The 26,742-nt window shown below is 40.7% G+C and carries 18 protein-coding genes; 15 read left to right on the top strand and 3 right to left on the bottom strand.

Annotation, left to right across the window (positions count from 1 at the left end; all coding sequences use genetic code 11):
• The first annotated feature begins 11 nt into the window (after window positions 1-11).
• The 12 genes from EUBREC_RS10905 to EUBREC_RS10850 all read left to right on the top strand — a co-directional run bounded on the left by EUBREC_RS10905 (window position 12) and on the right by EUBREC_RS10850 (window position 16,333).
• Window positions 12-1,472: a type I restriction-modification system subunit M gene (locus EUBREC_RS10905; RefSeq protein ID WP_012743242.1), complete on the top strand. Its 1,461-nt coding sequence runs from the start codon at window positions 12-14 to the stop codon at window positions 1,470-1,472.
• Window positions 1,473-1,706: 234 nt separating this feature from the next.
• The gene (locus tag EUBREC_RS10900) at window positions 1,707-2,822 is read left to right on the top strand and encodes a restriction endonuclease subunit S (protein ID WP_012743241.1); all 1,116 of its coding nucleotides are present in this window, start codon (window positions 1,707-1,709) and stop codon (window positions 2,820-2,822) included.
• Window positions 2,823-2,847: 25 nt separating this feature from the next.
• A complete protein-coding gene (locus EUBREC_RS10895; protein ID WP_022292363.1) occupies window positions 2,848-3,159 on the top strand; it encodes a nucleotidyltransferase family protein in 312 nt (103 codons plus the stop codon).
• On the top strand, window positions 3,146-3,535 hold the full coding sequence (locus EUBREC_RS10890) for an HI0074 family nucleotidyltransferase substrate-binding subunit (RefSeq protein WP_012743239.1): 390 nt from the start codon (window positions 3,146-3,148) through the stop codon (window positions 3,533-3,535). The genes EUBREC_RS10895 and EUBREC_RS10890 overlap by 14 nt, the downstream gene beginning before the upstream one ends.
• A 122-nt stretch (window positions 3,536-3,657) precedes the next feature.
• Window positions 3,658-4,626, top strand: coding sequence for a site-specific tyrosine recombinase/integron integrase (gene xerA, locus EUBREC_RS10885; protein WP_041254153.1), 969 nt, complete (start codon window positions 3,658-3,660; stop codon window positions 4,624-4,626).
• Between the two features lie 45 nt (window positions 4,627-4,671).
• Window positions 4,672-5,766: a restriction endonuclease subunit S gene (locus tag EUBREC_RS10880; RefSeq protein WP_012743237.1), complete on the top strand. Its 1,095-nt coding sequence runs from the start codon at window positions 4,672-4,674 to the stop codon at window positions 5,764-5,766.
• 6 nt (window positions 5,767-5,772) lie between these two features.
• Window positions 5,773-7,473: an AAA family ATPase gene (locus EUBREC_RS10875; protein ID WP_012743236.1), complete on the top strand. Its 1,701-nt coding sequence runs from the start codon at window positions 5,773-5,775 to the stop codon at window positions 7,471-7,473.
• A 13-nt stretch (window positions 7,474-7,486) separates the two neighbouring features.
• Window positions 7,487-10,837 (top strand): DEAD/DEAH box helicase family protein, encoded by a 3,351-nt coding sequence (locus EUBREC_RS10870; protein ID WP_012743235.1) that lies wholly within the window; start codon window positions 7,487-7,489, stop codon window positions 10,835-10,837.
• A 272-nt stretch (window positions 10,838-11,109) separates the two neighbouring features.
• Complete coding sequence (locus tag EUBREC_RS10865) at window positions 11,110-12,534, top strand: NUDIX domain-containing protein (protein WP_012743233.1); 1,425 nt, start codon at window positions 11,110-11,112, stop codon at window positions 12,532-12,534.
• A gap of 12 nt (window positions 12,535-12,546) precedes the next feature.
• The gene (locus EUBREC_RS10860) at window positions 12,547-13,089 is read left to right on the top strand and encodes a cysteine hydrolase family protein (RefSeq protein ID WP_015517385.1); all 543 of its coding nucleotides are present in this window, start codon (window positions 12,547-12,549) and stop codon (window positions 13,087-13,089) included.
• Between the two features lie 62 nt (window positions 13,090-13,151).
• Window positions 13,152-14,369 carry a nicotinate phosphoribosyltransferase gene (gene pncB, locus EUBREC_RS10855; RefSeq protein WP_012743231.1) on the top strand — a complete coding sequence of 406 codons (1,218 nt, stop codon included), beginning with the start codon at window positions 13,152-13,154 and terminating at the stop codon, window positions 14,367-14,369.
• 11 nt (window positions 14,370-14,380) lie between these two features.
• Window positions 14,381-16,333, top strand: a complete 1,953-nt coding sequence (locus EUBREC_RS10850; protein WP_012743230.1) for an NAD(+) synthase — start codon at window positions 14,381-14,383, stop codon at window positions 16,331-16,333.
• Window positions 16,334-16,694: 361 nt separating this feature from the next.
• On the opposite strand, the gene EUBREC_RS10845 is transcribed toward EUBREC_RS10850, so the two are convergent.
• A complete protein-coding gene (locus EUBREC_RS10845; RefSeq protein ID WP_012743228.1) occupies window positions 16,695-18,587 on the bottom strand; it encodes an ABC transporter ATP-binding protein in 1,893 nt (630 codons plus the stop codon).
• Window positions 18,587-20,335, bottom strand: coding sequence for an ABC transporter ATP-binding protein (locus EUBREC_RS10840; protein ID WP_012743227.1), 1,749 nt, complete (start codon window positions 20,333-20,335; stop codon window positions 18,587-18,589). Before EUBREC_RS10840 ends, EUBREC_RS10845 begins: the two co-directional genes overlap by 1 nt.
• A 169-nt stretch (window positions 20,336-20,504) precedes the next feature.
• Between EUBREC_RS10840 and EUBREC_RS10835 the strand changes: the two genes are divergently transcribed.
• Together EUBREC_RS10835 and nrdD are read left to right on the top strand one after the other, a co-directional pair.
• Window positions 20,505-20,957, top strand: coding sequence for a MarR family winged helix-turn-helix transcriptional regulator (locus EUBREC_RS10835; RefSeq protein WP_012743226.1), 453 nt, complete (start codon window positions 20,505-20,507; stop codon window positions 20,955-20,957).
• A gap of 385 nt (window positions 20,958-21,342) precedes the next feature.
• A complete protein-coding gene (nrdD, locus tag EUBREC_RS10830; RefSeq protein ID WP_015568161.1) occupies window positions 21,343-23,550 on the top strand; it encodes an anaerobic ribonucleoside-triphosphate reductase in 2,208 nt (735 codons plus the stop codon).
• A gap of 139 nt (window positions 23,551-23,689) precedes the next feature.
• Here the strand turns inward: nrdD and EUBREC_RS10825 are convergent, their stop codons facing one another.
• A complete protein-coding gene (locus tag EUBREC_RS10825; protein ID WP_012743224.1) occupies window positions 23,690-25,141 on the bottom strand; it encodes a sodium/proline symporter in 1,452 nt (483 codons plus the stop codon).
• A 347-nt stretch (window positions 25,142-25,488) separates the two neighbouring features.
• On the opposite strand from EUBREC_RS10825, the gene EUBREC_RS10820 reads away from it, so the two are divergent.
• Complete coding sequence (locus EUBREC_RS10820) at window positions 25,489-26,424, top strand: calcium/sodium antiporter (protein WP_012743222.1); 936 nt, start codon at window positions 25,489-25,491, stop codon at window positions 26,422-26,424.
• Window positions 26,425-26,742: the final 318 nt, after the last annotated feature.

Genomic DNA, 26,742 nt, shown 5'->3' with positions numbered 1-26,742 from the left:
AGAAGCAGATAATGATTACCGGAGAATTAAGAAATAAAATAGATAAAATATGGGAAACATTCTGGACAGGTGGCATCACAAATCCATTAGATGTTATAGAACAGTTTACATATTTACTCTTTATAAAGCAGCTTGACGAAGTTGAGACAACAAAAGAAAACGAGGCAAATTTTCTCGGTGTAGACTATGAGTCTATGTTTCCGGGTGAATGTCAGAAATACCGCTGGAGCAAATTTAAAAATCTCGGTTCAGCAGAGGAAATGTATGAGCTTGTCTTAAATGGTGTATTTCCGTTTATAAAGAATCTGCATCAGGACGGAGATTCGGCATATGCCAGATATATGGGAGATGCCATATTCAAGATTCCTACCGCGGCAATGCTGTCAAAAATAGTCGATGGAATAGATAAGCTTGAGCTGGGAGATGAAGATTCTAAGGGAGATTTATACGAGTATCTTCTCTCAAAGGTTGCAACAGCCGGAACTAATGGACAGTTCAGAACACCGCGACACATTATAAAAATGATGGTCGAGCTTGTAAAACCGGCACCGGATGATACAATAATTGATCCGGCAATGGGAAGTGCAGGCTTTCTGATAGAAGCACAGAGCTATCTAAGAGAAAACCATCCGGAGCTTTTCCTTCATCAGGAGAGCCTTGAGCATTTCAATAACACTATGTTTTATGGTAACGATATGGACAGAACCATGCTTCGAATCGGAGCTATGAATATGTTGCTTCATGGCGTGGAAAATCCTAATATTTCGTACAGAGACAGTCTTTCAGAGCAGAATACGGATGTTGAAAAATACAGCTTAGTTTTGGCAAATCCGCCGTTTAAGGGAAGTCTGGACTATGAGGCGGTTTCAGCAGATTTGCTTAAAGTGACAAAGACGAAGAAAACAGAGCTGCTTTTCTTAGCACTATTTTTGCGTATACTAAAAAAAGGTGGCAGAGCGGCAGTGATTGTTCCTGATGGAGTATTGTTTGGCAGCAGTAAAGCACATAAACAAATCAGAAAAGAAATCATAGAAAACAATAAGCTCGACGCAGTCATATCAATGCCAAGTGGAGTGTTTAAGCCATACGCAGGAGTGTCAACAGCAATCCTTATTTTCACAAAAACAGGCTCAGGTGGTACCGACAAAGTCTGGTTTTATGATATGAAAGCTGATGGATTAAGCCTTGATGACAAACGCCAGGAAATCGCAGACAATGATATCCCGGATATTATTGAGAGATTCAATCATCTTGATGCAGAGACTGACAGAAAAAGAACGGATCAGAGCTTCTTTGTTCCGGTTGATGAGATTGTGTCAAATGACTATGACCTTTCAATTAATAAGTACAAGGAAATAGTCTATGAGGCTGTGCAATATGAGCCAACCGATGTGATAATAGGAAAGATTGACGCTTTGGAAAGTGAGATACAGGGTGAACTGGCAGAGCTTAAGAAACTGTTGGATGTGTAAAAGCAAATTCGTGTTTGTAAAATTCTTGATAAATAGAATGCATGTTAGACAAAAAGGCGATTAGATGTTAGCATAATACAAAAGAAGTGCTACAGATAGAGAGTCAGCCGGATTATGTATTGATTGCAAATAACCGCCACAGTTTACCAGATCAGTGAGGTGGTTATTTTTGTGTCTTGAATCATGTTTACATGCATGTGAGTAAGAATGGTGGATATTGAAAGGTGAAAGTAAATGGCTAAAGATATCATTAAACTTGGCGATGTGGCTACATACATTAATGGCTATGCATTTAAGCCAGAGGATAGAGGAGAAGAAGGATTACAAATTATTCGTATTCAAGATTTGACAGGTAACTCATATGATTTAGGTTTTTATAATGGCAAATATCCAAAAAAAATAGAAATAAATGATGGCGATGTATTGATTTCATGGTCTGCTAGTCTTGGGGTATATGTGTGGAATGGAGGAAAGGCTTTATTGAATCAACATATTTTTAAAGTGAAATTTGATAAGGTTGATATTGATAAATCTTATTTTGTATATGCTGTTCGATATAAGTTGAATGATATGGGGAAAAAAACACATGGTGCTACAATGAAACATATAGTTAAAAGGGATTTTGATGCAACTGAAATTCCATATCCACCATTAAAAAAACAGATAGAGATAGCAATTAATTTGGATAAGGTTTTAATGGTTATTAAGGAAAGAAAACGGGAATTAAAGCTTTTAGATGAGTTAATCAAGGCCCGATTTGTCGAGATGTTTGGTGATTGTACAAATATGATTTCATTAAGTGATTTATGTTTAATAATTACGGATGGTACACATCAGTCGCCAAAGTTCCAACATGAGGGGATTCCTTTTATTTTGGTATCTAATTTGTCAAAGAATACGGTAACTTATGATACAGATAAATTTATTAGTGCAGAAACATATAAAGAACTTTATAAAAGAACTCCGATTGAAATTGGTGATATATTGCTTTCGACAGTAGGTTCATATGGGCATCCGGCAGTTGTAGTTGAAGATAGAAAATTTCTTTTTCAAAGACATATTGCATACTTAAAACCGAAGAGTGATATTTTAAACAGCTATTATATGCACGGTGCGCTGTTGTCACCTGGTTGTCAGAGGCAAATAGAAGAAAAAGTAAAAGGGATAGCCCAAAAAACATTGAATTTATCTGAAATTAGGAAAATTAGGATCCCAGTTCCATCTTTGGATTTACAAAAACAGTATGCCGACTTCGTCCACCAAGTCAACAAATCAAAAGTTGCAGTTCAGAAAGCATTGGATGAAACACAAATATTGTTTGATAGTTTAATGCAGAAATATTTTGGATAAGAAACGAAGTAGTATAGGAGCCTTTATGGATGTAAATAGTACCTTTGAAAAAACAGGAATAAAATGTAAAGTATTACAGGAAATTATCCAGCTAGCGAAGAAGAATTGTGTTGAAAAAGTAATTCTTTTTGGTTCAAGAGCGCGAGGAGATTTTAAAGAGCGAAGTGATATAGATTTGGCATTTTGCGGTGGTAGCAGTAGTCATTTTATTTTGGATGTAGACGAAACAACTTCAACGTTGTTGGAATTTGATATAGTGGACTTGGATAAGCCTGTAAGAAAAGAATTGTTGGAATCTATAAAAAGAGAGGGGGTAGTGCTATATGAAAAAATTTGAGAATTTTAAGGCAGCATTAGTCAATTTAAACGATATTTTTTCTTATAAAGAACCATATGGAAATGTGGAAATTGCTGGCATGGTTGGATTATATGAAATTTGTTTTGAACAATCATGGAAGGCGATGAAAGAACTATTAGAGAATTTTGGTTATGCGGAGGGGGCAACAGGATCGCCAAGAACAATTTTAAAAACAGCTTACAAGGCAGGAATGATTAGTGATGAAGAATTATGGCTGGATGCATTGGTTTCGAGAAATAATGTTGCACACGCATATAATCAGGCAATTGCAATGGATATTATACGTCAAACCAAAGAAAAGTATTATGATATGTTTATACAATTAGAGAAGAAAATAGAACAGGATTGGCTATAGTAGAGCATATCGCAAGTAAAATTTTTATTATGGATTATTCACAGGCTGCATAAATACAATTGCCGGAATAAATTGCATTTATGCAGGAGAAGGATGTTGGTATTTTGAAAGGAGATATCAACATGGAAGAAAAAATAGTTAAAGTTTTAAATGTAATGTCGGAGTATTTATCAATAGCTCAGATGAAAAAATTACAGGAAGTCATTTTACAAACATTTGCAGAAAATGAAGCAGAGAAAGCAGAGATTGCAAATGATAAATTTTTGGAAATGTTTCTTGATGCAAAAACTATAGAGGGGTGTTCAGAACGAACAATAAAGTATTATAGGGAAACCGTGCAGCATCTGTTGTCACAAACCGAAACATCTGTCCGTAAAATAACAACGGAAGAAATACGTGAATATTTGTCAGATTATCAAAAGCTCAATAATTGCTCAAATGTAACAATTGATAATGTTAGAAGAAATATCTCCAGCTTCTTTTCTTGGCTCGAGGAAGAGGATTATATTCTTAAAAGTCCTATGCGCAGGATTCATAAGATAAAGACCAAAACAGTTGTAAAAAGCGTGATTTCTGATGAGGGAATAGAGAAGCTTAGAGATAATTGTAATGAAAAGCGAGATTTGGCAATTATAGATCTTTTGTATTCTACCGGAATAAGAGTTGGTGAACTGGTAAACCTGAATATAGATGATATTGATCTTGAAGGACGTGAGTGTATCGTTTATGGAAAAGGTGATAAAGAGCGCAGAGTATATTTTGATGCAAAGGCAAAAGTACATTTAAAGGATTATATTGATACCAGAACTGATAAAAACAAAGCCTTGTTTGTTACGTTGGATGCACCACATGACAGACTTAAGATAAGTGGTGTTGAGATTCGATTGCGAAAACTCGGGAGAAAACTGTCCTTAGAGAGAGTACATCCGCATAAATTCAGGCGTTCAATGGCTACGAGAGCTATTGATAAGGGAATGCCGATTGAACAGGTTCAAAAGATACTTGGACATTCCCAGATTGATACCACCATGCAGTATGCTATGGTTAATCAGAATAATGTCAAAACTGCTCATCAGAAGTATCTTGCTTAGTAAAAATGAGAAAAGGTCAATTCGTGTTTGTAGGGGATAATGTAGATGAAAGTTAAAATTGGTGATTTGACTAAGATTAAGACAGGAAAACTTGATGCAAATGTTTCTTCAGAAGATGGAAAGTATCCATTTTTTACTTGTTCAAAAGAACCATTGAAAATATCAACATATTCGTATGATTGTGAGTGTGTGTTAGTTGCTGGAAATGGAGATTTAAATGTTAAATATTATAATGGAAAGTTTGATGCTTATCAGCGAACATATATAATAGAAGCTAATGGAAGTGGAAAGTTATATATGCCATACCTTTATTATTTTATGGAAGATTATATAGATGAATTACGGAAACAGGCTATTGGTGGAGTTATAAAGTATATAAAGTTAGCTAATTTGACTGATGCATTAATCGAATTACCTTCAGTTGATGAGCAGAAATCCATAGTCGAAATATTGAAAAAGGTGAAGGGAATACTAGATAAGCGTAATGATGAGATTAGGGAGTTAGACAATCTCATCAAGGCCCGATTTGTCGAGATGTTTGGAGACCCTAGAAGTAATCCGTTTGGATTCGAGAAGAAGAGGTTAAAAGATACGTGCAAAGTTATTACTGGCAATACACCTTCACGAGCAATAGAAGAATATTATGGTGATTATATAGAATGGATAAAGACAGATAATATTGTTTCTGGAATTCTTAATCCAACTCAAGCGACAGAGAGTTTGTCTGAAAAGGGTATGAATGTTGGACGTACAGTTGAAAAGGATTCTATTCTTATGGCTTGTATTGCTGGAAGTATAGCAAGTATTGGTAGAGTTTGCATTACAGATAGAACAGTGGCATTTAACCAGCAGATTAATGCAGTAGTACCTGAACAATACAATATTCTGTTTTTGTATGTGCTGTTTCAGATGTCCAAGGATTATCTTGTGGAAGATATAAATATGGCATTAAAAGGTATATTGTCTAAATCGAAGCTTGAGGAAAAAGAGTTTATTATTCCACCGATGGATTTGCAGGAACAGTTTTCCGACTTCGTCAAACAAGTCGACAAATCAAAATTTGATACTATGACCTTCGCACCAATATATGCTATAATAAACCTATATTTACACACTTATTTTTATCAGGGAAGGAGATGAGCATGCATGACTGAATCACTTAAACTACCGGTGGGAATAGAGAACTTTGAGGAAATCCGTTCAGACGGATATTACTATGTCGATAAGACAAAGCTTATTGAACAGTTGGTTGACAGCCGGGGAAAAGTCAACCTTTTTACCAGACCGCGTCGTTTTGGCAAGACTCTAAACATGAGTATGCTCAAATCTTTCTTTGAAATTGGAGCAGCTTCTGAATTATTTGATGGTCTTTATATATCGCACAACAAAAAACTGTGTGATGATAATATGGGCAAGTATCCTGTGATATTTCTATCTTTAAAGAATGTGGAAGGACTAGATTTTCAAGCTGCAAAGTATCAGATGATAGAGATAATTGCAAAGGAAGCTAAGAGATTTGCATATTTGAAGCAGAGTGACAGGCTGGACATTGACGATAAGTCGGCGTATGCTTCTTTAATCCGATTAGAGGATGGCAGATATGAAATGAGAGATGAGGCACTGTATGCTTCGCTTCAAACTTTATCTGAGCTGTTATATAAGCACCATTGCAGAAAAACGGTTATTTTAATAGATGAATATGATGTTCCACTGGATAAGGCATTTCAGAACGGCTATTATAAAGAGATGGTTTCTTTGATACGTGCCATATTCGGAAAAGCATTAAAGACAAATGAGGCATTGGATTTTGCTGTCTTAACAGGTTGTCTTCGTGTTTCAAAAGAAAGTATTTTTACAGGATTAAATAATTTCAAGATTTTATCTATTACGGATACAAGATTTGATGAACACTTTGGCTTTACGGATGAGGAAGTAGAGCGTTTGCTGGAATTTTATCATATGGAAAACAGGTTTGCAGAGACAAAGGAATGGTATGATGGTTATCATTTCGGAAATGTTGATGTATATTGTCCGTGGGATGTAATCAATCATGTTGACAGAATAAAAGATGATCCAATGGCTGGACCGGAAGCGTATTGGATTAATACAAGCGGAAATGAGCTTGTTAAGAGGTTTATAGATAAGGCTGGTAAGACAACCAGAGATGAAATTGAGCGTTTGATCGCGGGAGAAGCCATAGACAAGCAAATCCGTCTGGATATGACCTATGACGAAATAGACAATAATATTGATAATCTATGGAGTGTTCTGTTTACAACAGGTTATCTGACATATACAAAGATAAGTGAGGACAAAAAATATAACCTTGTAATTCCGAACAAGGAGATTAAAGAAGTATTTAAGCTGCAGATACAGGAGTGGTTTAGAAATAAAATATTTTCCAATACCGAGCAGTTGCAGGACTTTTGGAAGGCTTTCAAAGATGGAAATACACAGATAATGGAAATGTATTTAAACAAGGTGCTGAGCAATTCGGTGAGCGTTTTTGACACAAAAGCGAGAAATGAGGAAAAGGAAAGCTCCTATCATAATCTGCTTATTGGCATTTTGAGTGGCAATGAGGACTGGCTGGTAAAGTCAAATGTTGAGGCAGGAGAGGGCTTTGCAGATATTATTGTGGAGACAGATGATCCGGATGAAGGAATTATTGCAGAGCTTAAATACACAAAAGATTTTAAAGCTATGGAAAAATCCTGTGAAAAAGCTCTGAAACAGATAAAGGATAGAAGATATCAGGAATATCTGTTAAATAATGACAGACAGAATATCATGTATTATGGAATTGCATTTTGCAGGAAGAGATGCAAAGTGCTTGTAGAAAGATAAAAGGGGTGATTACATGGAAACAAATTTTGATTACCTTTTAAAGAAAGAAGAATACGCAGATTTTGCAAAGCAGGCAGTTGAAGCAGAAAAAAGTTTATCCATTTCACCGGCTACTTGTGCCATTTTGTCGAGGCGTGCACTTGAGCTTGCAGTGAGGTTTGTTTTCTCATACGACGCGGAGCTTTCGCTTCCGTACAGAGATAATGTATCAAGTCTCATTCATGAGCCGACGTTTAGGAGGATAATTGAGCCAAGGCTGTTTCCAATGCTCAAATATACTATTCATTTGGGAAATGTTGCAGTTCATACCAACAACAATATAGGCAGGGATGAAGCAATAATAGCGCTTCGTGATTTGTTTGAGTTTTGCGATTGGATTGATTATTCATATTCGAGGGAATACGATGAGAAGACATATGATGAGTCGATTCTTGCAAGCGGTAATGAAAAGCGTATAAAGGCTGATGAGCTCATGAAGCTGTATGAGGGCTTAAGCAGTAAGGATAAAAAGCTCGAGAGCGTATTGAAGGAGAATGAAGAGCTCCGCGAGCAGATGGCAAAGAAGCGTAGTCAGAATGTAAAGACAAGGGAGTTCCATGTAGATACGATAAGCGAGGCAGAAACCCGCAAGAGATATATAGATGTTGCCTTAAAGGAGGCAGGATGGGTTATTGGCAGAAATGTCACGGAGGAGGAGCCGGTTACAGGAATGCCAAACAGCACAGGAACAGGGTATGTGGATTATGTTCTTTGGGGAAAGGATAATCTGCCACTTGCTGTAGTGGAGGCTAAAAAGGCTTCTGTGGATGCTATGGTAGGAAGCCAGCAGGCGAAGCTGTATGCTGACTGTTTGCAGAATAAATACAATAGACGCCCTCTTATTTTCATAACAAATGGATTTGAATTTTTCTATACGAATGATTATATGGGATATCCAAGGCGTGAGGTTTCAGGCTTTTTCACACAGGAAGAGCTGCAGCTTGAGATGGATGGACGCACTTCGAGGATTCCGCTTGAAAATATACGGATAAGCGATGATATTACCAACAGACCGTATCAGAAAGAGGCTGTAACCGCAGTCTGTGATGCCATCACAAATAAGCACCGCAAGATGCTTATAGTGCAGGCCACAGGTTCAGGAAAGACAAGAGTGAGCATTAGTATTGTTGATGTATTAAGGCGTCACAATTATGTGAAAAATATTCTGTTCCTCGCAGACAGAAAAGCTCTTGTGAAGCAGGCAAAAAACAATTATACGAATCTGCTTCCTGATTTATCATGCTGTAATCTGCTTGACAATAAAGACGACCCTGAGTCATGCAGGATGATTTTTTCTACATATCCGACGATGATGAATGCCATAGATGAGAGGAAAAACAAATATGGTGAGAAGCTCTTTAGTCCGGGGCATTTTCAGCTCATAATCTGCGATGAAGTACACCGCAGCATTTACAAAAAATATCAGGAAATATTTGAGTATTTTGATGCGATGTTACTTGGTATGACTGCCACTCCAAAAAATGAAATCGACAAAAACACATATGGAGTCTTTGACCTTGAAAGAGGAGTTCCGACATTTGCGTATGAGCTTGAAAAAGCGGTGGAAGAGGGCTATCTGGTCAATTATTCTACACTGGAATATAAGTCAAAAATAATGGAAAGCGGTATTCACTATGATGAGCTGTCAGATGAGGAAAAAGAAGAGTATGAGGATACATTTTCTGATGATGACACTGTAGGTGATGATATATCAGGAGAGGCCGTAAATACATGGCTTTTTAACGCGGATACAATTGATAAGGTTTTAAGAGAGCTTATGGAAAAGGGCTTAAAAATTGAGGGTGGAGACAAGCTTGGCAAGACAATAATTTTTGCCAAAAACTCTTTGCATGCGCAGGCAATAGTCAAGCGTTTCAATAAGCTTTTTCCGGAATATGGAGGAGACTTCATAAAGCGGATAGATTATAGTATAAAGTACAGTGATTCATTGATAGATGAGTTTAGCACAAGTGATAAAATGCCACAGATAGCAGTATCTGTTGATATGCTCGACACAGGAATAGATATTCCGGAGATTTTGAATCTTGTATTTTTTAAGAAGGTAAAAAGCTATGCCAAGTTCTGGCAGATGATTGGAAGGGGAACCAGGCTTTGCCCTAATCTGCTTGGAGAGGGTATGGACAAAGAAAGATTTCTTATATTTGATTTCTGTAACAATTTTGAATATTTCCGCGTGAACAAAAATGGAGCGGAGAATGGTATAACAGAATCACTCAATGAGAAAATATATAACACAAAAGCCCAGATTGTCAGAGAGCTTCAGGCACCGGTATACAGTGGTGATGAGATATACGCAGATTACAGAAAAAGTCTTGTGGATGATTTAAAGGAAGATGTAATTAGCTTAAATGACGATAGCTTTATGGTGAAAAGACATCTGCGTTATGTAGAGTTTTTCAGGGCTTCATCATCGTGGGATAATCTTGAGACAATAGAGATTTCGGATATCAGGGAGCATATTGCACCTCTTATCAGGCCTAAAAAGGAAGATGAGCTGGCACGAAGATTTGACTATCTGGTATACAGTATAGATCTTGGACTGCTGCAAAGCAAAAGCATACAAAGTCCGGTGAATATAGTGGTTCAGACCGCAGAAAAGCTGTCTGCCAAATACTCAATCCCACAGGTGGAAAAGAAAAAGGAGATTATCGAAAAGGTCCAGACAAATGAATTTTGGGATAAAGTCACTATAATAGAGCTTGATACAGTAAGAGAAGCTTTAAGAGGTCTGTTGCAGTACCTTGACAGACAGGTACGGCCAATATACTATACAAATTTCACGGACTCTATAACAGATGGTACACCGGGTGAACCTTTATATGGCGGAAATGACTTGAAAAATTATCGTAAAAAAGTCGAATTTTACCTGAAAGAGCATAGTGACAAATTGTCAGTGTATAAGCTGAAAAACAACAAAAAGCTGACAGAAACGGATCTAAGGGAATTGGAACGAATTCTGTGGACTGAGCTTGGTTCAAAGGAAGATTATATAAAGGAATACGGAGAGACACCGATAGGCAGATTAGTACGAAAAATAGTCGGTGTAGATAGAGCGGCAGTAAACGAAGCCTTCAGTTGTTTTATGTCAGAAGAGCGCTTGAACATAAATCAGATGAGATTCGTAAATCTGATAGTGGACTATATAGTAGCAAATGGAAATATCGAAGATAATAAAGTATTGATGGGTGAACCATTTAAATCAGTTGGAAGTATCACAACTCTTTTCAAAGATGATATGAGTACCGCAAAACAGATAATGGAGATAGTGAACCAGATAAAGCGTAACTCCGAAGAAATTGCCTGATGTATAGCGAAGCTGTTTAGATACTGTAGATTTATGCACATGAAACACAGAAAATGGAAGAGGATGTGAAAAAACTCAATCGAGTTTTTTCACATCCCCTTTTTTTGAGCTTATATATTAGCATCTCCTGCAGACAGGTTGTGGAAGCATAATAAATTTGCAAAAATTATATTTAATTCTATAAAGCACTTGACATAGTTACTAAGAGTTACTATAATAAGCACATAAAGTAAATATAAGAAACGCAGAAAGTAATTATAGGAGTTAAACACATGAATAAAGTAGATGTAAATGGATTAACAGAACGGGAGTTTTTAGCAGAATATAAGCCGGGCGATTATGACAGACCATCGGTTACAGTTGACATGATGGTGCTTCGTATGAAGGAAGACTTAAGCTGTATGCAGGTGCTTCTGATAAAGAGAAAGGCTCATCCGGAGATAGACAAATGGGCGCTTCCAGGCGGATTTATTAACATAAAGGAATCAGCATATGAAGCAGCGTGCAGGGAGCTTAAAGAGGAAACAGGTCTTACAGACATTTATCTTGAGCAGCTCTATACCATGAGCCAGCCGGACAGGGACCCTCGTATGAGAATTATTGATATTGCATACATTGCACTGCTTCCATATGGATATGAGCAGTCTGCCGTTGCGGGTGATGACGCAAAGGATGCCAGATGGTTCGATGTGAAATTTGCAGATGAAAAACTTGAGTTTGCAAACGACTTGATTAAAATTGAATACTCCCTCAGGTCTGAGAAATTTAAAAATGGTGTAATCACAGTGGAAAACTTTGTTCCGGTCAGCGTATCAGACGAAAAGCTTGCTTTTGACCATGACCAGATTATACTGGAAGGACTTATGAGGATAAGGAATAAGGCTGAGTATACAGGCATTATGTTTAACCTTGTGCCGCGTGAGTTTACCATTCCGGACCTGCTTAAGGTGTTTGAGGTTCTTTCAGGAAAGGAAGTTCATCCAAAGGTGTTCCGTGAGAAGATTGCAGGACAGCTTGTTTCACTTGACAGGTCGCAGAGACCTATTGTCGGAAGAAAACCGGCTGCTGTGTACAGATATGTTGACCTTAACATGGATGAACGTAAACTGGTTAAAGTGCATAAGAAATATAAAAACGGTGTGATACTCACAAGGGCACAGCCATTCCATAACGGACACCTGAACATGATAAAACAGGCCGCATCGGAGTGCGAAAATCTGCTTGTTGTGATAGGCAGTGCAAACAAAAGCTATACAAAGAGAAATCCGTTTCCAATCGAATACAGAAAAAGACTTGTTGAAAACGTACTGCAGGAAGAGGATTTAAGCGGTGCAGATGTAAAGGTTATGACATTATCAGACTGGAGCATGGAGGATGCAGCTCAATATGTAAAGGAATGGGGTTCTTTCTTCTATTACAACATAGCTAATGAAATTGGAGAGAAAAGCTTTACATTCTATTACAACGACGACCCGAAGATTGCGGAAAACTGGTTTACAGATGATATTTTAAAGAATGTGACCATCAGAAACCTTGGCAGAAGCGATATTGAGATTTCAAGTACAATGATCAGAGATTTGCTGTATAAGAAAGATTATGACAAAGTCAGGGATCTGGTTCCGCGATGGATGTGGAAGGATTTAAAGCAGCTTGGAAAAATCCTTATGGATGCAACAAATGATGATTATATGATGTAGGAGGAAATGATTATGGCAAAGAAAATTTTAGTAGTAGTGGATGCACAGAATGACTTTATTACAGGAGTTCTTGGAAACAAGGAGTGTAACGTGGCAACAAATGTTATTGCAGATGAAATCAGGTCAGGAAAATATGATGACGTGATATTCACAAGGGATACGCATGATGAAAACTATCTGAATACTCAGGAGGGAAGAAAGCTTCCGGTAGCTCACTGTATTAAAGGGACAAACGGATGGGAAGTAGACGCTCGTCTTAAAGCAGCAATGAAGGAGCGTGGAGTTGACTGTGATGATATGACTTATATTGACAAGCCGACGTTTGGCAGCAAAGAGCTTGGCGAACTGCTTGCGGGATATGACAACAGCGATACAGAGATTTATTTCTGCGGATTCTGCACGGGAATATGCGTAATCAGCAACGTAGCGATTGCAAAGACGTTCTGTAAAGATGCAGAGGTGTCAGTGATAGAAAATGCCTGTGCCTGCGTAACGCCTGAAAGTCATAAGACAGCAATAGAAGCAATGAAAATGATTCAGGTCAATATTATATAGAAAGCCATTTATTAAAAATGTTTCTGACATACTAATAGTGTAAGAAATGGGAGGAGAATATTATGAAATTAAACCAGATAATCACAAGTCTTTTAGAGACTGATATGTATAAATTCAGCATGGGTCAGACAATATTCCATCAGTTTACGGATTACAAGACCACATGGACATTCAAGTGCAGAAATGAAGATGTGCATTTTACACAGAAAATGGTGCAGGAGATAACAGAACAGATTAAGGCTTTCTGTAAGCTTCGGTTTACAGAGGATGAGCTTGCATATCTTGACAATATCAAATGGATCAAAGGCTCTTATGTTGATTTTCTTCGTCTCTGGCAGCCGCGTTTTGAGGATTTTGAGATAGGAACAGATGCACCTTGTGGCTTGTCTATCGAGGCAAAAGGAACATGGCTTAACACTTCAATGTATGAGATTCCGACACTTGCCATTGTAAATGAAGTGTATTTCAGAATGGCATATGACTATGATAAGCTGCTTGACAGCTTTAAGAAGCGTTTGGATGCAAAGTATGAGAATTTAAAGAACGGACACTGGTACGCGGGTACATTCTCAGAGTTTGGTCTCAGAAGAAGACTTTCTGCTGAAGCGCAGGAGCTTGCAGTGCAGAAGTTCGCACATTTAAACGACACCCTGCACAGTTCATCAAAGTTTGTCGGCACATCAAATGTGTATCTTGCAAAGAAGTACGGACTTACACCTGTAGGCACCATGGCTCATGAGTGGATTATGTGCACAGGACAGGGCAATCACAGGCACAATCCGGCATATTCAAACTGGTATGCTCTCGATGCATGGATCAAGGAGTATGGAGTATTAAACGGTATTGCGCTTACTGACACAATCACAACAGACTGTTTCCTGCGTGATTTCCAGCTGACCTATGCGACACTTTTCTCAGGAGTGCGTCATGACAGCGGAGACCCGTATGAGTGGGGTGAAAAGATGATTGCTCATTACAAGAGCCTTGGAATTGACCCAAAAACAAAGACACTTTTATTCAGCGACAGTCTTGATTTTGAGCGTGCTGACAAGCTCTACAGACATTTCTGCAAGGAAATAAATGTAGCTTTCGGTATTGGCACATACTTAAGCAATGATACAGATGTTCCTGCACTCAATATTGTCATGAAAACCACAATATGCAATGGTATGGATGTAGCGAAGATTTCTGATACACCCGGCAAGGGGATGTGCAAAAATCCGGATTATGTGGATTACTTAAACCGCTGCATTGATTACAGGATGAAAAATGACCGCTAGGAGGAAATGTCATGAATACAGGATTTTACCGTGTTGCCGCATCGTCCCCTGAGATTTATCTCGGGGACTGCGTGAACAATGCTGACAATATCATACACATTGCAGAGTCACTTGCAAAAAAGGATGTGCAGCTTGTGGTTTTTCCGGAGCTGTGTATTACGGGATATAGCTGTGCAGACATGTTTTTGAGAAAAGAACTGCTCGCGCAGGCTCAGCAAGAACTGGACAGGATTAAAACAGCATTGCAGGATTTAAGCATCCTTGTATGCGTGGGACTGCCGATAGAAGATGAAGCTGGCAGACTTTTCAACTGTGCTGCATATGTACACAGCGGAGAAATTGTTGGAATTGTGCCAAAAACATATATTCCCAACTATGGTGAATTTTATGAGAAACGCTGGTTTACAAGCGCAGACAAGAGATTATCAGATGAGATTACTTTAAATTATGTCGCAAACAGGCCAACAGTACCTTTTTCTCCGAATATTATTATCAAGGATCTGAGAGGCGCAATTGTCGGTACTGAGATTTGTGAAGATTTATGGGTAAGTGCGCCTCCGAGCGGGGAGCTTTGCAAAGCCGGTGCAAATATCATTATAAATCCATCAGCAAGCAATGACGTAATCGGAAAAAGAGAATACAGGCGCAGTCTTGTGGCGATGCAGTCAGGAAGATGCCGTGCCGGATACGTGTATGCGTCAAGCGGTGCAGGAGAGAGCAGCACGGATCTGGTATTTTCCGGCCACTGCATCATAGCTGATAATGGCAGAATAGCTGGTGAGACGTCAGATTATTCAAAACGTATGAATAAAAAGGTATCAGAAGATGATGTGATGAGCTCTGGTTTTGTGATAAGTGAGATAGATATTGATCGCTGCATGAATGACCGCCACAGATACAACAGCGATTCATGGGCTGATGTGCCGGATGTGATAAAAGTAATTTTAAATGGTGAAAACCGGATGAAGGATTATCAAATATGGCCAAAGAAAGTTAATCCGTATCCGTTTGTACCAAGTGATAAAAACAACCGAAAAAACCGCTGCATGGAGATTTTGTCGCTTCAGGCAAAAGGTCTGGAACAGAGACTCATATCCACCGGAATAAAAAATGTTGTTCTTGGAATATCCGGCGGTCTGGACAGCACACTTGCACTTTTGGTATGCTGTGATGCATTTGAAGCACTTGGCATTCCGAAGAGAAATATCTATGGTATTACAATGCCAGGATTTGGAACTACATCTACTACAAAGACAATTGCTGACAGGCTTATGGAAGAATTTGGAGTGACAGCCGTGGAAGTTAATATTGAGGCTGCATGCAGACAGCACATGAAGGATATAGGACATCCGGATGATGTTTTTGACGTGACATATGAAAACATTCAGGCCAGAGAGCGTACGCAAGTATTATTCGATTATGCAAACATGGTAGACGGACTTGTAATCGGTACAGGTGATATGTCAGAGCTTGCACTTGGCTGGTGCACCTACAACGGTGACCATATGAGCAATTATGCCGTGAACTGCAGTGTACCAAAGACACTTGTTAAATACATTGTACAGGCTTATGCCAGCGAGTGCGCGTCAACGGATGAAATGAAAAATGTGCTTTGCGAAATAGCAGACCTGCCTATTTCTCCTGAACTACTGCCGCCGGATAAAGACGGTAACATAGCACAGAAAACAGAGGAGAGCATCGGCAAATATGACCTTCATGACTTCTTCCTTTATCATTTTCTGCGTAATGGAGAAAGCCGGGATCGGATATTAAAACTTGCAGAGATTGCTTTTGCAAATGTAAGTAAGGGTGAAATAGAAAAGACTCTGGAAACATTCTTTACGCGTTTCAGGCAGCAGCAGTTTAAGCGTTCATGCATACCTGACGGACCAAAGGTGGGAACTGTTTCATTATCTCCTAGAGGTGATCTGAGAATGCCAAGCGATATGGTGGAATTGTATTAGGCCGAAGTGCAAAAAGATGAAAGAAATATTAGCTAACCACAAATGAACATCTAGTCACAGCGTAAGAAAACCGGGAGACCGGGAACGCAGCAGGGGGCACACCCTCATGTAAGCGACTAGCGAAGCTGTTTAGATACTGTAGAATTATGCACATGAAACACAGAAATGCCCAGCCATGGATGGCTGGGCAAGGTGTTATGCGCCATGGACGGCGCATAAAAGCCGTTTTCGTCAAGCATAGAAACACTATAAGCATAATTCGTACAGAATCTTAACAGCAAAGCGTTAGCGCACATGAGGGTGTGCCCCACGGGCTGCGTTCCCGGTCTCCCGGTTTTCGTAGTCATGCCATGACACTGAATTACGCAGTCTTTCCTGTATAAAGCTGATAATACTTTCCCTTCTTTGAAATCAGCTCATCATGACTTCCCCTTTCAATAATGCGTCCCTGCTCCAAAACCATAATACAGTCGCTGTTTCTGACAGTAGAAAGCCTGTGTGCGATAACAAATGTAGTACGGCCATGCATGAGCTTATCCATGCCGTCCTGAACAATACGCTCAGTACGTGTATCAATTGAGCTTGTAGCCTCATCGAGGATGAGCACAGGAGGATCGGCGATAGCGGCACGCGCAATGGCTAGAAGCTGGCGCTGGCCCTGGCTTAGGTTTGCACCGTCACCTGTCAGTACAGTATTGTAGCCGTCAGGAAGCTGGCGGATAAACGTATCGGCGTTTGCCAGGCGGGCAGCTGCGTATACTTCATCATCTGTGGCATCAAGCTTGCCGTAGCGGATGTTTTCCATGACAGTAGCTGTGAAAAGATGGGTATCCTGCAAAACAATGCCAAGAGAGTGGCGCAGATCAGCCTTTTTAATCTTGTTTATATTGATGCCGTCATATCTTATCTTGCCGTCTGCTATATCGTAGAAGCGGTTGATAAGGTTAGTGATGGTAGTCTTTCCAGCTCCGGTGGTGCCAACAAAGGCAATCTTCTGACCGGGTGTTGCAAAAAGATCCACATCGTGCAGTACAATTTTCTCAGGCACATATCCGAAATCCACATCGTCAAATACCACATCGCCCTCAAGCTTTTTGTAGTCCACAGAGCCGTCAGCCTGATGAGTATGCTTCCATGCCCATAAGCCGGTGCGTTCATGGGTTTCGGTAAGTTTTCCGTTTTCTTCCTTAGCATTTACCAGTGTGACATAGCCCTCGTCAGTCTCAGGCGTTTCGTCGAGCAGTGAGAAGATACGGTCACATCCGGCAAGCGCCATGATGATACTGTTGAACTGCTGGCTGACCTGCGAGATAGGCATGTTAAAGCTCTTGTTAAAGGTCAGAAAGCTCGCAAGCTTACCAAGGGTCAGACCGCCAAAGCCTGAAAGAGCCATAACACCGCCGGCAAGAGCGCAGAGCACGTAGCTTAGATTTCCAATCTGTGCGTTTACAGGACCGAGCATGTTGGAGTACATGTTGGCATTGTAAGCGCTTTCAAAGAGTTCATCGTTTATTTTGTCGAAGGCTTCAATATTTTCCTGCTCGTGGGTAAATACCTTGACTACCTTCTGGCCGTTGAGCATTTCCTCGATGAAGCCGTTAACCTTGCCGAGGTCGCGCTGCTGTGCAAGGAAATAGCGGCTGGAGAAGCCTGCAAATTTCTTTGTCACGACTGTTGTTACGATTACCATCACGATAGTTAGTATGGTGAGCGGAATATTTAATATGACCATTGAAACAAAAACGCTCACAACAGTGATAGCACTGTTAAGTATCTGCGGAAGACTCTGGCTGATGAGCTGGCGGAGTGTATCGATATCGTTTGTATAAATTGACATGATATCGCCGTGCGCATGTGAGTCAAAGTATCGGATTGGCAGATCCTGCATATGGGAAAAGAGCTCAACACGCAGGTTCTTAATGGTGCCCTGTGATACGTAGATCATTATTTTGCTGTATGCAAACGTACTGATGACGCCGATGCCGTAGAATACGGCGACCCTTCCCATTGCTGCAAGGAGTGGTCCGTAGTCGGGACTTCCTGTCTTAAGCAGTGGTACTATATAGTCATCAATCAAATTTTTGGTAAACATGGTTCCCTGCACATTTGCAAGTACACTGACAAAGATACATATCACAACAATTATGCAGGCCGGTAAATATTTCTTGAAAATAAATCCCATGAGGCGCGCAAAAAGCTTACCGGGATTTTTAATTTTGGGTTTTGGACCTCGTGGTCCTCGTGGTCCTGGCATCAGGCAGCACCTCCTTCATCAAAGTCTCCTCCGCCGTTTGTCTGGGAATCGTAAACATCGCGGTAGATTTCATTATTTTTAAGCAGATTTTCGTGAGTGTCAAAGCCGTCCACTTTTCCGTCATTCATCACGATGATACGGTCAGCATCCATGACTGATGAGATACGCTGTGCGATGATGAGCTTAGTGGTTCCCGGTATTGTTTTTGCGAGGGCAGCACGGATTTTTGAATCTGTTGCTGTATCCACAGCCGAGGTGCTGTCATCGAGTATGAGTATCCTTGGCTTTTTAAGTAGAGCTCTTGCGATACACAGACGCTGCTTCTGGCCACCGGATACGTTGGTTCCGCCCTGCTCTATGTAGGTGTTGTACTTGTCAGGGAAGGACTCGATAAAGTCATCGGCGCATGCCATTTTGCAGGCCTCAATACACTCATCTGTGGTAGCGTTTTTGTCACCCCAGCGCAGATTTTCGAGTATGGTGCCCGAGAAAAGCACGTTCTGCTGGAGCACGACAGCGACCTTGTTTCTGAGAGTGTCCATATCGTATTCACGCACATCGTGGCCCCCAACGATTACAGAGCCTGTGTCTGTGTCATAGAGACGGCTTATCAGGTTTACAAGGGAAGATTTCGAGCTTCCGGTTCCTCCTATGATGCCGATGGTCTCACCGGATTTTATGTCTAGATTTATATCTGACAGAACCGGAGTTTCAGCGGTGTCTGAATATCTGAAGGATACATGCTTAAAGCTTATGCTTCCGTCAGGCACATCGTAAAGCGGTTCCTTTGGATTGTGCAGTGTGCTCTGTTCATTTAATACCTCGCTGATTCGTCTTGCGGATGCGAGTGAGAGTGAAATCATTACAAACACCATCGAGAGCATCATGAGGTTCATCAGAATATTCATGCAATAGGTGAGAAGAGCCATCAGATCACCTGTAGTGAGAGTGCTGCTTACCACCATATGAGCTCCGAGCCAGCTTATTAACAGGATGCAGGCATACACTGTAAACTGCATGAGAGGAGAGTTGTATACCACAAGGCTTTCTGCCTTCACAAATACGTCGTAGATATTCTGTGCTGCCTTTGAAAAACGTTTCTTCTCATAATCCTCACGGACGTATGCCTTTACAACGCGGATAGCGGATACGTTTTCCTGTACGCTTTCATTCAGGTCATCATAGCGCTTGAAGGCTCTGTCGAAGTATTTCATGGCCGCCTTACTGATGAAAAGCAGTAAAGCTCCAAGCACAATGACAGCGATTAAGTATATTGTCGCAAGGCGAGGGCTGATGAAAAATGACATAGCCATCGCACATATTATGGATGCAGGGGCTCTCATAGCCATGCGAAGCAGCATCATGTAAGCATTCTGGATGTTGGTCACATCGGTTGTCATACGTGTGACAAGGCTAGCGGATGAGAATCTGTCGATATTTGCAAAGGAAAAGGTCTGGATGTTGCGAAACATTGCAGCACGCAGATTTTTTCCAAAGCCCATGGCGGCCTTTGCACCATATTTTGCACCGAGACATCCTGTCAAAAGACCAAACAGTGCTGCGACAATCATCCACACACCCATGATATAGATATGCCTTGTGTCGCCCATATTGACACCGTTGTCGATGATTGATGCCATGAGAAGAGGGATTATGGTATCCACAGCCACCTCAAGCAGCATGAAAACAGGTGTCGCAATCGAAGCCCATTTGTATTCCTTTATTTGGGCACCTAGTGTTTTTAACATATGTTTTGTCCTTTCTTCTTATATTTCATATTTGATTAAAACAAACTTCCCACATTTATGGTAATGTGGTTAACTAAAAAAATACTTGCATTTAATTAGTTAGTGTGCTAACTATATTATAGATATACTTTTTTTATTGTCAAGAAAAATCTATGAAAGGATTTCAGATATGAAGGAGTTTACACCGGATAAATACTTAGGACACAAGATAAACCGCATCAGCAGGAGCATAGACAGATATTTTGACAGAAAAAGGTGCAGTAAAACAGAATGTATACCGCGAAGCCAGGGGATGATGATTGGATATATAATGGATAATCAGGGCCAAAATATATTTCAAAAGGATATCGAAGCAAAGTTTCATCTGTCAGGAGCCACAGTGACAAATATGCTTAAAAGTCTTGAAAAAAACGGCTATATCGTGCGCACACCTATGGAAAATGATGCAAGGCTTAAGAGGATTGAGCTGACGCAAAAAGCACTGGACCATGAAAACAGGGTAAGGGAAAATATAATGGTAATAGAGGAAGCCATGCACGAAGGCTTTTCTAAGGAGGAGTTTAACATGATGCTTGGCTTTTTGGACAGAGTGATTGACAATATGGAAAAGCTTAACAAGTAACAAAATAATTACAGAGTTGAAAAAGTAGCATAAATATTGTGGATTTTTTTGTGCAATAAGTCAAAATGCTACAAAATATTGTTGAGCGTATTGACATAGCAACAATATCTTGTATAATTTAGATTGTCATCAAAAGACAGATGCACAGATTTGTATTAAATAATATGGCATTTTATATGTAGCTATATCGTAATTGTTTGGTGAAAAGCCCGCTTTACATTGCAGGGCAGTGACATGAATTAATGATTACATCTCATTTATAGCTGCATATTTTGTGCCATTACACATGATAAAATGTATATATATAGTATGTGCATTGAATGACAATACTATATATAGTACACTACATTATATGGAATATAGTATACAGAGAGGAGAAATTTACATGAAAATCATCAAGCGAAGCGGCAGTGAGGATATATTTGATGCAGCCAAAATTGTAGCTGCCATTAGAAAGGCAAACGATTCAGTGCTAGACTATGAGAAGCTTACTGCTGATCAGATTGAGGAAATTGCAAGCAACGTGGAGACTGCATGTGAGAACATGAAGCGCTCTCCAAGCGTTGAGGAGATACAGGATATGGTGGAGAACCAGCTCATGAACAAGCGTGCCTTTACCGTAGCCAGAAACTACATTACTTACAGATATAAGAGAGCCATCGTCCGTAAGTCAAACTCTACGGACCAGCAGATTCTTAGCCTTCTTGAGTGCAATAACGAGGAGGTAAAGCAGGAAAACTCCAACAAGAATCCTACTGTAAACAGCGTGCAGCGTGACTACATGGCAGGTGAGGTGAGCAAGGATATCACACGCCGTTTCCTGCTTCCTGAGGATATAGTGGAGGCTCATGAGAAGGGGCTTATCCATTTCCACGATGCAGATTATTTTGCACAGCATATGCACAACTGCTGTCTTGTAAACCTTGAGGACATGCTTCAGAACGGCACAGTAATCAGTGAGACTATGATTGACACACCAAAGAGCTTTTCAACAGCCTGCAACATTGCTACACAGGCTATCGCACAGATTGCCAGCTCACAGTATGGTGGACAGAGTATCTCGCTTGCACATCTGGCACCATTTGTACAGGTCAGTCGTGAGAAGTTCAGAAAGCAGGTGCAAAAGGAATTCGAGAGCGTAGGCCTTGATTTAGATGAAGAAAAAATCAACGAGGTAGCAGAGCTCCGTGTCAAGGAGGAAATCAACCGTGGTGTGCAGATGATTCAGTATCAGGTCATCACACTCATGACTACAAACGGACAGGCACCGTTTATCACAGTATTCATGTACCTGAATGAGGTATCCGATCCGCAGACAAAGGCAGATCTTGCCGCAATCATTGAGGAGATGCTGCACCAGAGAATAAAGGGTGTAAAGAACGAAAAGGGTGTATATATCACACCGGCATTCCCTAAGCTCATATATGTGCTTGAGGATGATAATATCACAGAGGATTCAAAGTACTGGAATCTCACAGTGCTCGCGGCACAGTGCTCTGCAAAGAGAATGGTGCCTGACTATATTTCAGAGAAGGTCATGAAGGAGCTTAAGGACGGAGATGTGTATACATGCATGGGCTGCCGTTCATTCCTCACAGTGGACAGATGCTCACAGACAGCGGGCAATGTGGCACATGCCGAGAACTTTGATCCAAACAAGCGTAAATACTATGGACGTTTCAACCAGGGTGTTGTCACCTTAAATCTCGTTGATGTGGCATGCTCATCAGAAAAGGATGAGGAAAAATTCTGGAAGATACTTGATGAGAGACTTGAGCTGTGTCATAGAGCACTTATGTGCAGACATAAGAGGCTTCTTGGTACCAAATCCGATGTAGCACCGATTCTCTGGCAGAACGGAGCACTTGCACGTCTGAAAAAGGGAGAGGTTATAGACCCATTATTATTTAACGGATACTCAACAATCTCACTCGGCTATGCAGGACTTTGTGAGTGTGTACGCTATATGAAGGGAGTATCACACACAGAGCCAAAAGAGGGAACACCGTTTGCACTTAAGGTAATGCAGCGCTTAAACGATGCATGTGAGCAGTGGAAAAAGGAGTCAAACATCGATTTCAGTATATATGGCACACCGCTTGAGTCTACCACCTATAAGTTCGCGAAGTGCTTACAGAAGCGCTTTGGTATCATAAAGGGTGTTACCGACAAGAACTATATTACAAACAGCTACCATGTGCATGTAACAGAGCAGATTAATGCATTTGACAAGCTAAAGTTTGAGTCCCAGTTCCAGAAGCTGTCTCCGGGTGGCGCTATCAGCTACGTTGAGGTACCAAACATGCAGGACAATATCCCTGCAGTGCTTTCAGTAATGCAGTACATTTACGACAATATCATGTACGCAGAGCTGAATACAAAGAGCGACTATTGCCAGGTATGCGGCTACGACGGAGAAATCAAAATCGTAGAGGAAGAGGGCTCAGGCAAGCTTATCTGGGAGTGCCCACACTGTGGCAATCGTGACCAGAACAAGATGAGTGTAGCCCGCCGTACATGCGGCTATATAGGCACACAGTTCTGGAATCAGGGAAGAACCCAGGAGATTAAAGAGCGAGTGCTTCATCTGTAGAAGTTAAAGGAATTGTATTTGAGACAGACCATTCTAAAAGCACAACATAAAGCATAAGAAAAATAAAACCGTCGTACCGGGCCGTAAATGGCAGGGTACGACGGTTTTACTTATGTTCTTAAATGATTAATTATTTCAATTACTCATCAAATTTTTGAGCCTTATCGAAGAGCTCATAAACCTCTTTTGAAGGCTCATTTGTGCAAAGTGTCACAACAACGGCTGCGATAAGTCCTAAAACAAATCCCGGCAGCAGCTCGTAGATTCCGGTTGATGTGAGGAATGCATACCACAATATATCAACGGCAGCACCTGTTATGATTCCTGCAACAGCACCCTTGAAGTTAAAGCGCTTCCAGAAGAGGCTGAGCATGATTGCAGGTCCAAAGGCAGCTCCAAAGATACCCCATGCATTGGAAACAAGTGCCATGATAGAGCCGGCATTAGGGTTTGATGCGATGATGAGTGCTGCAACAGAGATTCCAAGAACGACAATACGGCCGGTCCACATCATCTCTTTATCACTTGCCTTGCCTTTTCTGATGACAGGCTTGTACACATCACTCGAGAATGCAGATGAAGCAGCAAGCAGCTGGCTGTCTGCGGTGCTCATGGAAGCAGCAAGCACTGCAGAGAGGAGTATACCTGAGATAACACCCGGGAAAATCTTTCTTACAATCTGGATGAAAACAAGAGAGTTTTCATTGATTGATTCGTCAAAGCCAAGGAAAAGTCTTCCGATTACTCCGATTAAGGTTGCAAAAAATACAATAAGCAAGGTCCATGTGATTCCGATTTTTGCTGATTTTTTCAAATCCTTCTGTGATTTGATGGACATGAATCTGATAATGATATGTGGCATACCAAAGTAACCAAGTCCCCATGCCAGTCCTGACACGATATCCTGCCAGCTTGAGAATGGATTTAAGTAACCGCCCGGGAGTGATGACATAGATGATGTATCAAGCATAAATGCTGCAAAAATCGGTGCTATAAACATAGAACCAAGTACGAGCATGCCCTGGAAAAAATCGGTCCAGCATACAGCCGAGAAGCCGCCGAGGAAGGTATAGCCTACGATGACAACTGCTGCAAGATACATGGCAATCTGTGGATCCATTCCTATTACAGTGTGGAAAAGAGTACCACATGCCTTTACGCTCGATGCCGCATAAATAGTGTATGCAACCAAAAACACAATTGCACAAATCACCTGCAGTGCAAGTGATTTGGACAGGAATCTGTTGGTCAGATACTGCGGAATGGTGATGGAGTCGTTTGCTACAATCGAGAATTTTCTCAGTCTAGGGGCCTCTAGCAGCCAGCTTATAGTGTAGCCGATTGCAAGTCCTACAGGAATCCATACCTGACCTAAGCCCAGTGCATAGATAGAAGTAGGAAGTCCCATGAGTACCCATGCACTCATGTCTGAGGCTCCGGCTGACAGCGCCGCAACCCATGGTCCCATCTCACGTCCGCCGAGGAAGTAGGTCTTTTCTCCGCCGTTTCTGTTTTTCACGAAGAAGAAGATACCGATACCCAGCATGCACAGCAGATAGACGATAAATACAATAATTTCTGATGTTTTCATTTGTAGTACCTCTTTAATAGTTTATTTAGTAACCATGCTACCACGTTAGCGTGATAAAGGCAAGAAAAACTTTCTCTTGACGAATACACTGCGTTGACATATCATAGTATATAAGTGAAAGGGAGTAGCCGGCACGAGAGTGCTTACTTATCCGTCAGTACGATTGCTCATACATATCATACATATATGACAGCAATCCGGAGAGTGATTAAATGGCGAGACTTTTGTTGTTTTATACAGCAGAAGTGTTGCCTTTTTTGTATACAAAAACCTTCTGCTGATAGGACATAGCTGTAACTATCAATTAATCAGGCATCCTTAAAAAGGACAGCAGAAGGAGGAAAATTATGATTTTTGTAGCAATTTTACTGCTTATAGCAGGCTTTGTAGCACTGGTGAAGGGCGCGGATGTGTTTGTGGATGGAGCGGCGGCGCTCGCCGGGAAATTTGGTATTCCGCAGCTTGTGATTGGACTGACAATTGTGGCGATGGGCACGTCGCTGCCGGAGGCGGCAGTCAGCATCACTGCAGGAATAAAGGGTAATGCGGGGATTACAGTCGGCAATATTGTCGGCAGCAATATACTAAATATCCTTATAATCCTGGGAGTGACGGCACTCATCACAAATGTAGCCATACAAAAAACCACCTTCAAATACGAGATACCGTACATGCTTCTTATCACAGCGGTGCTTCTCGTGATGGGAATGACAGGCAATGAAATCACATTCATTGAGGGTGTTATACTGTGGATTTTATTTATTGCATATCTGCTTTATTTGTATATTCTGGCAAAAAAGGGCAATGACAGCGGTGATGAGCAGTCGGTAAAGCTATATCCGGTATGGAAATGTCTGTTCTTTATTGTGCTGGGCGGTGTATGCGTCGTAATTGGAAGCCAGTTTGTCGTAAACGGTGCCACGACCATAGCAAGAGCCTGCGGCATGAGTGAGCGCTTTATCGGACTGACAATCGTTGCATTCGGCACATCTCTTCCGGAGCTTGTTACATCTGTTTCAGCAGCACGCAAGGGAAATGCCGGTATAGCGATTGGAAATATAGTTGGCAGCAATATTTTCAATATACTCTTTGTAATCGGAACAGTAGCTCTCATTTGTCCGGTACCGTTTGAGAGCAGGTTTGTGATTGATACAGTTGTGGCAATCCTGTGCGGTGTGCTCCTGTGGGGCGGTACGATAAGACATAAAGAGCTTAGAAAGCCATGTGGAGTGGTGATGCTGCTTTGCTATGCGGCATATTTTGTATATTTGGCAGCTATGTAATGATGTATTTTTTTGAATTGCGATGACTGTGTTTAAAAAGAGTGTGATGAAGAGATAATAATTAAATTTAGCAAACTGTCAATAATTGTGCATACAAATCGACACTTTAACATTAAAATGATTGAGATTTCGCACTAAATATAAACAATTAATTAAAAATAGCACTCTTGCTTGACAAGTGCTGATTGCAGGTGTATAACGTAGTCAGAACGAACGGAAGGAAGCGATTATAATGGATAAAAACCCAAAGCATCCATTGAAGAAAAAGAATAAGGCAGATGCAAAGAAGCATCAGAAGCATGTATACGAATAGCGCTT

The organism is Agathobacter rectalis ATCC 33656 (genome assembly GCF_000020605.1).
GTDB lineage: Bacteria > Bacillota > Clostridia > Lachnospirales > Lachnospiraceae > Roseburia > Roseburia rectalis.
The sequence above is the reverse complement of the archived record's forward strand: the minus strand, read 5'-3'. Positions and strand labels throughout refer to the sequence as shown.

Coding starts and splice junctions, on each gene's coding strand:
- EUBREC_RS10875 (WP_012743236.1), top strand. CDS start 5,773: ATGACTGAATCACTTAAACTACCGGTGGGAATAGAGAACTTTGAGGAA.
- EUBREC_RS10860 (WP_015517385.1), top strand. CDS start 12,547: ATGGCAAAGAAAATTTTAGTAGTAGTGGATGCACAGAATGACTTTATT.
- EUBREC_RS10825 (WP_012743224.1), bottom strand. CDS start 25,141: ATGAAAACATCAGAAATTATTGTATTTATCGTCTATCTGCTGTGCATG.
- EUBREC_RS10890 (WP_012743239.1), top strand. CDS start 3,146: ATGAAAAAATTTGAGAATTTTAAGGCAGCATTAGTCAATTTAAACGAT.
- xerA (WP_041254153.1), top strand. CDS start 3,658: ATGGAAGAAAAAATAGTTAAAGTTTTAAATGTAATGTCGGAGTATTTA.
- EUBREC_RS10845 (WP_012743228.1), bottom strand. CDS start 18,587: ATGCCAGGACCACGAGGACCACGAGGTCCAAAACCCAAAATTAAAAAT.
- EUBREC_RS10835 (WP_012743226.1), top strand. CDS start 20,505: ATGAAGGAGTTTACACCGGATAAATACTTAGGACACAAGATAAACCGC.
- EUBREC_RS10865 (WP_012743233.1), top strand. CDS start 11,110: ATGAATAAAGTAGATGTAAATGGATTAACAGAACGGGAGTTTTTAGCA.
- pncB (WP_012743231.1), top strand. CDS start 13,152: ATGAAATTAAACCAGATAATCACAAGTCTTTTAGAGACTGATATGTAT.
- EUBREC_RS10840 (WP_012743227.1), bottom strand. CDS start 20,335: ATGTTAAAAACACTAGGTGCCCAAATAAAGGAATACAAATGGGCTTCG.
- EUBREC_RS10820 (WP_012743222.1), top strand. CDS start 25,489: ATGATTTTTGTAGCAATTTTACTGCTTATAGCAGGCTTTGTAGCACTG.
- EUBREC_RS10900 (WP_012743241.1), top strand. CDS start 1,707: ATGGCTAAAGATATCATTAAACTTGGCGATGTGGCTACATACATTAAT.
- nrdD (WP_015568161.1), top strand. CDS start 21,343: ATGAAAATCATCAAGCGAAGCGGCAGTGAGGATATATTTGATGCAGCC.
- EUBREC_RS10870 (WP_012743235.1), top strand. CDS start 7,487: ATGGAAACAAATTTTGATTACCTTTTAAAGAAAGAAGAATACGCAGAT.
- EUBREC_RS10905 (WP_012743242.1), top strand. CDS start 12: ATGATTACCGGAGAATTAAGAAATAAAATAGATAAAATATGGGAAACA.
- EUBREC_RS10850 (WP_012743230.1), top strand. CDS start 14,381: ATGAATACAGGATTTTACCGTGTTGCCGCATCGTCCCCTGAGATTTAT.
- EUBREC_RS10895 (WP_022292363.1), top strand. CDS start 2,848: ATGGATGTAAATAGTACCTTTGAAAAAACAGGAATAAAATGTAAAGTA.
- EUBREC_RS10880 (WP_012743237.1), top strand. CDS start 4,672: ATGAAAGTTAAAATTGGTGATTTGACTAAGATTAAGACAGGAAAACTT.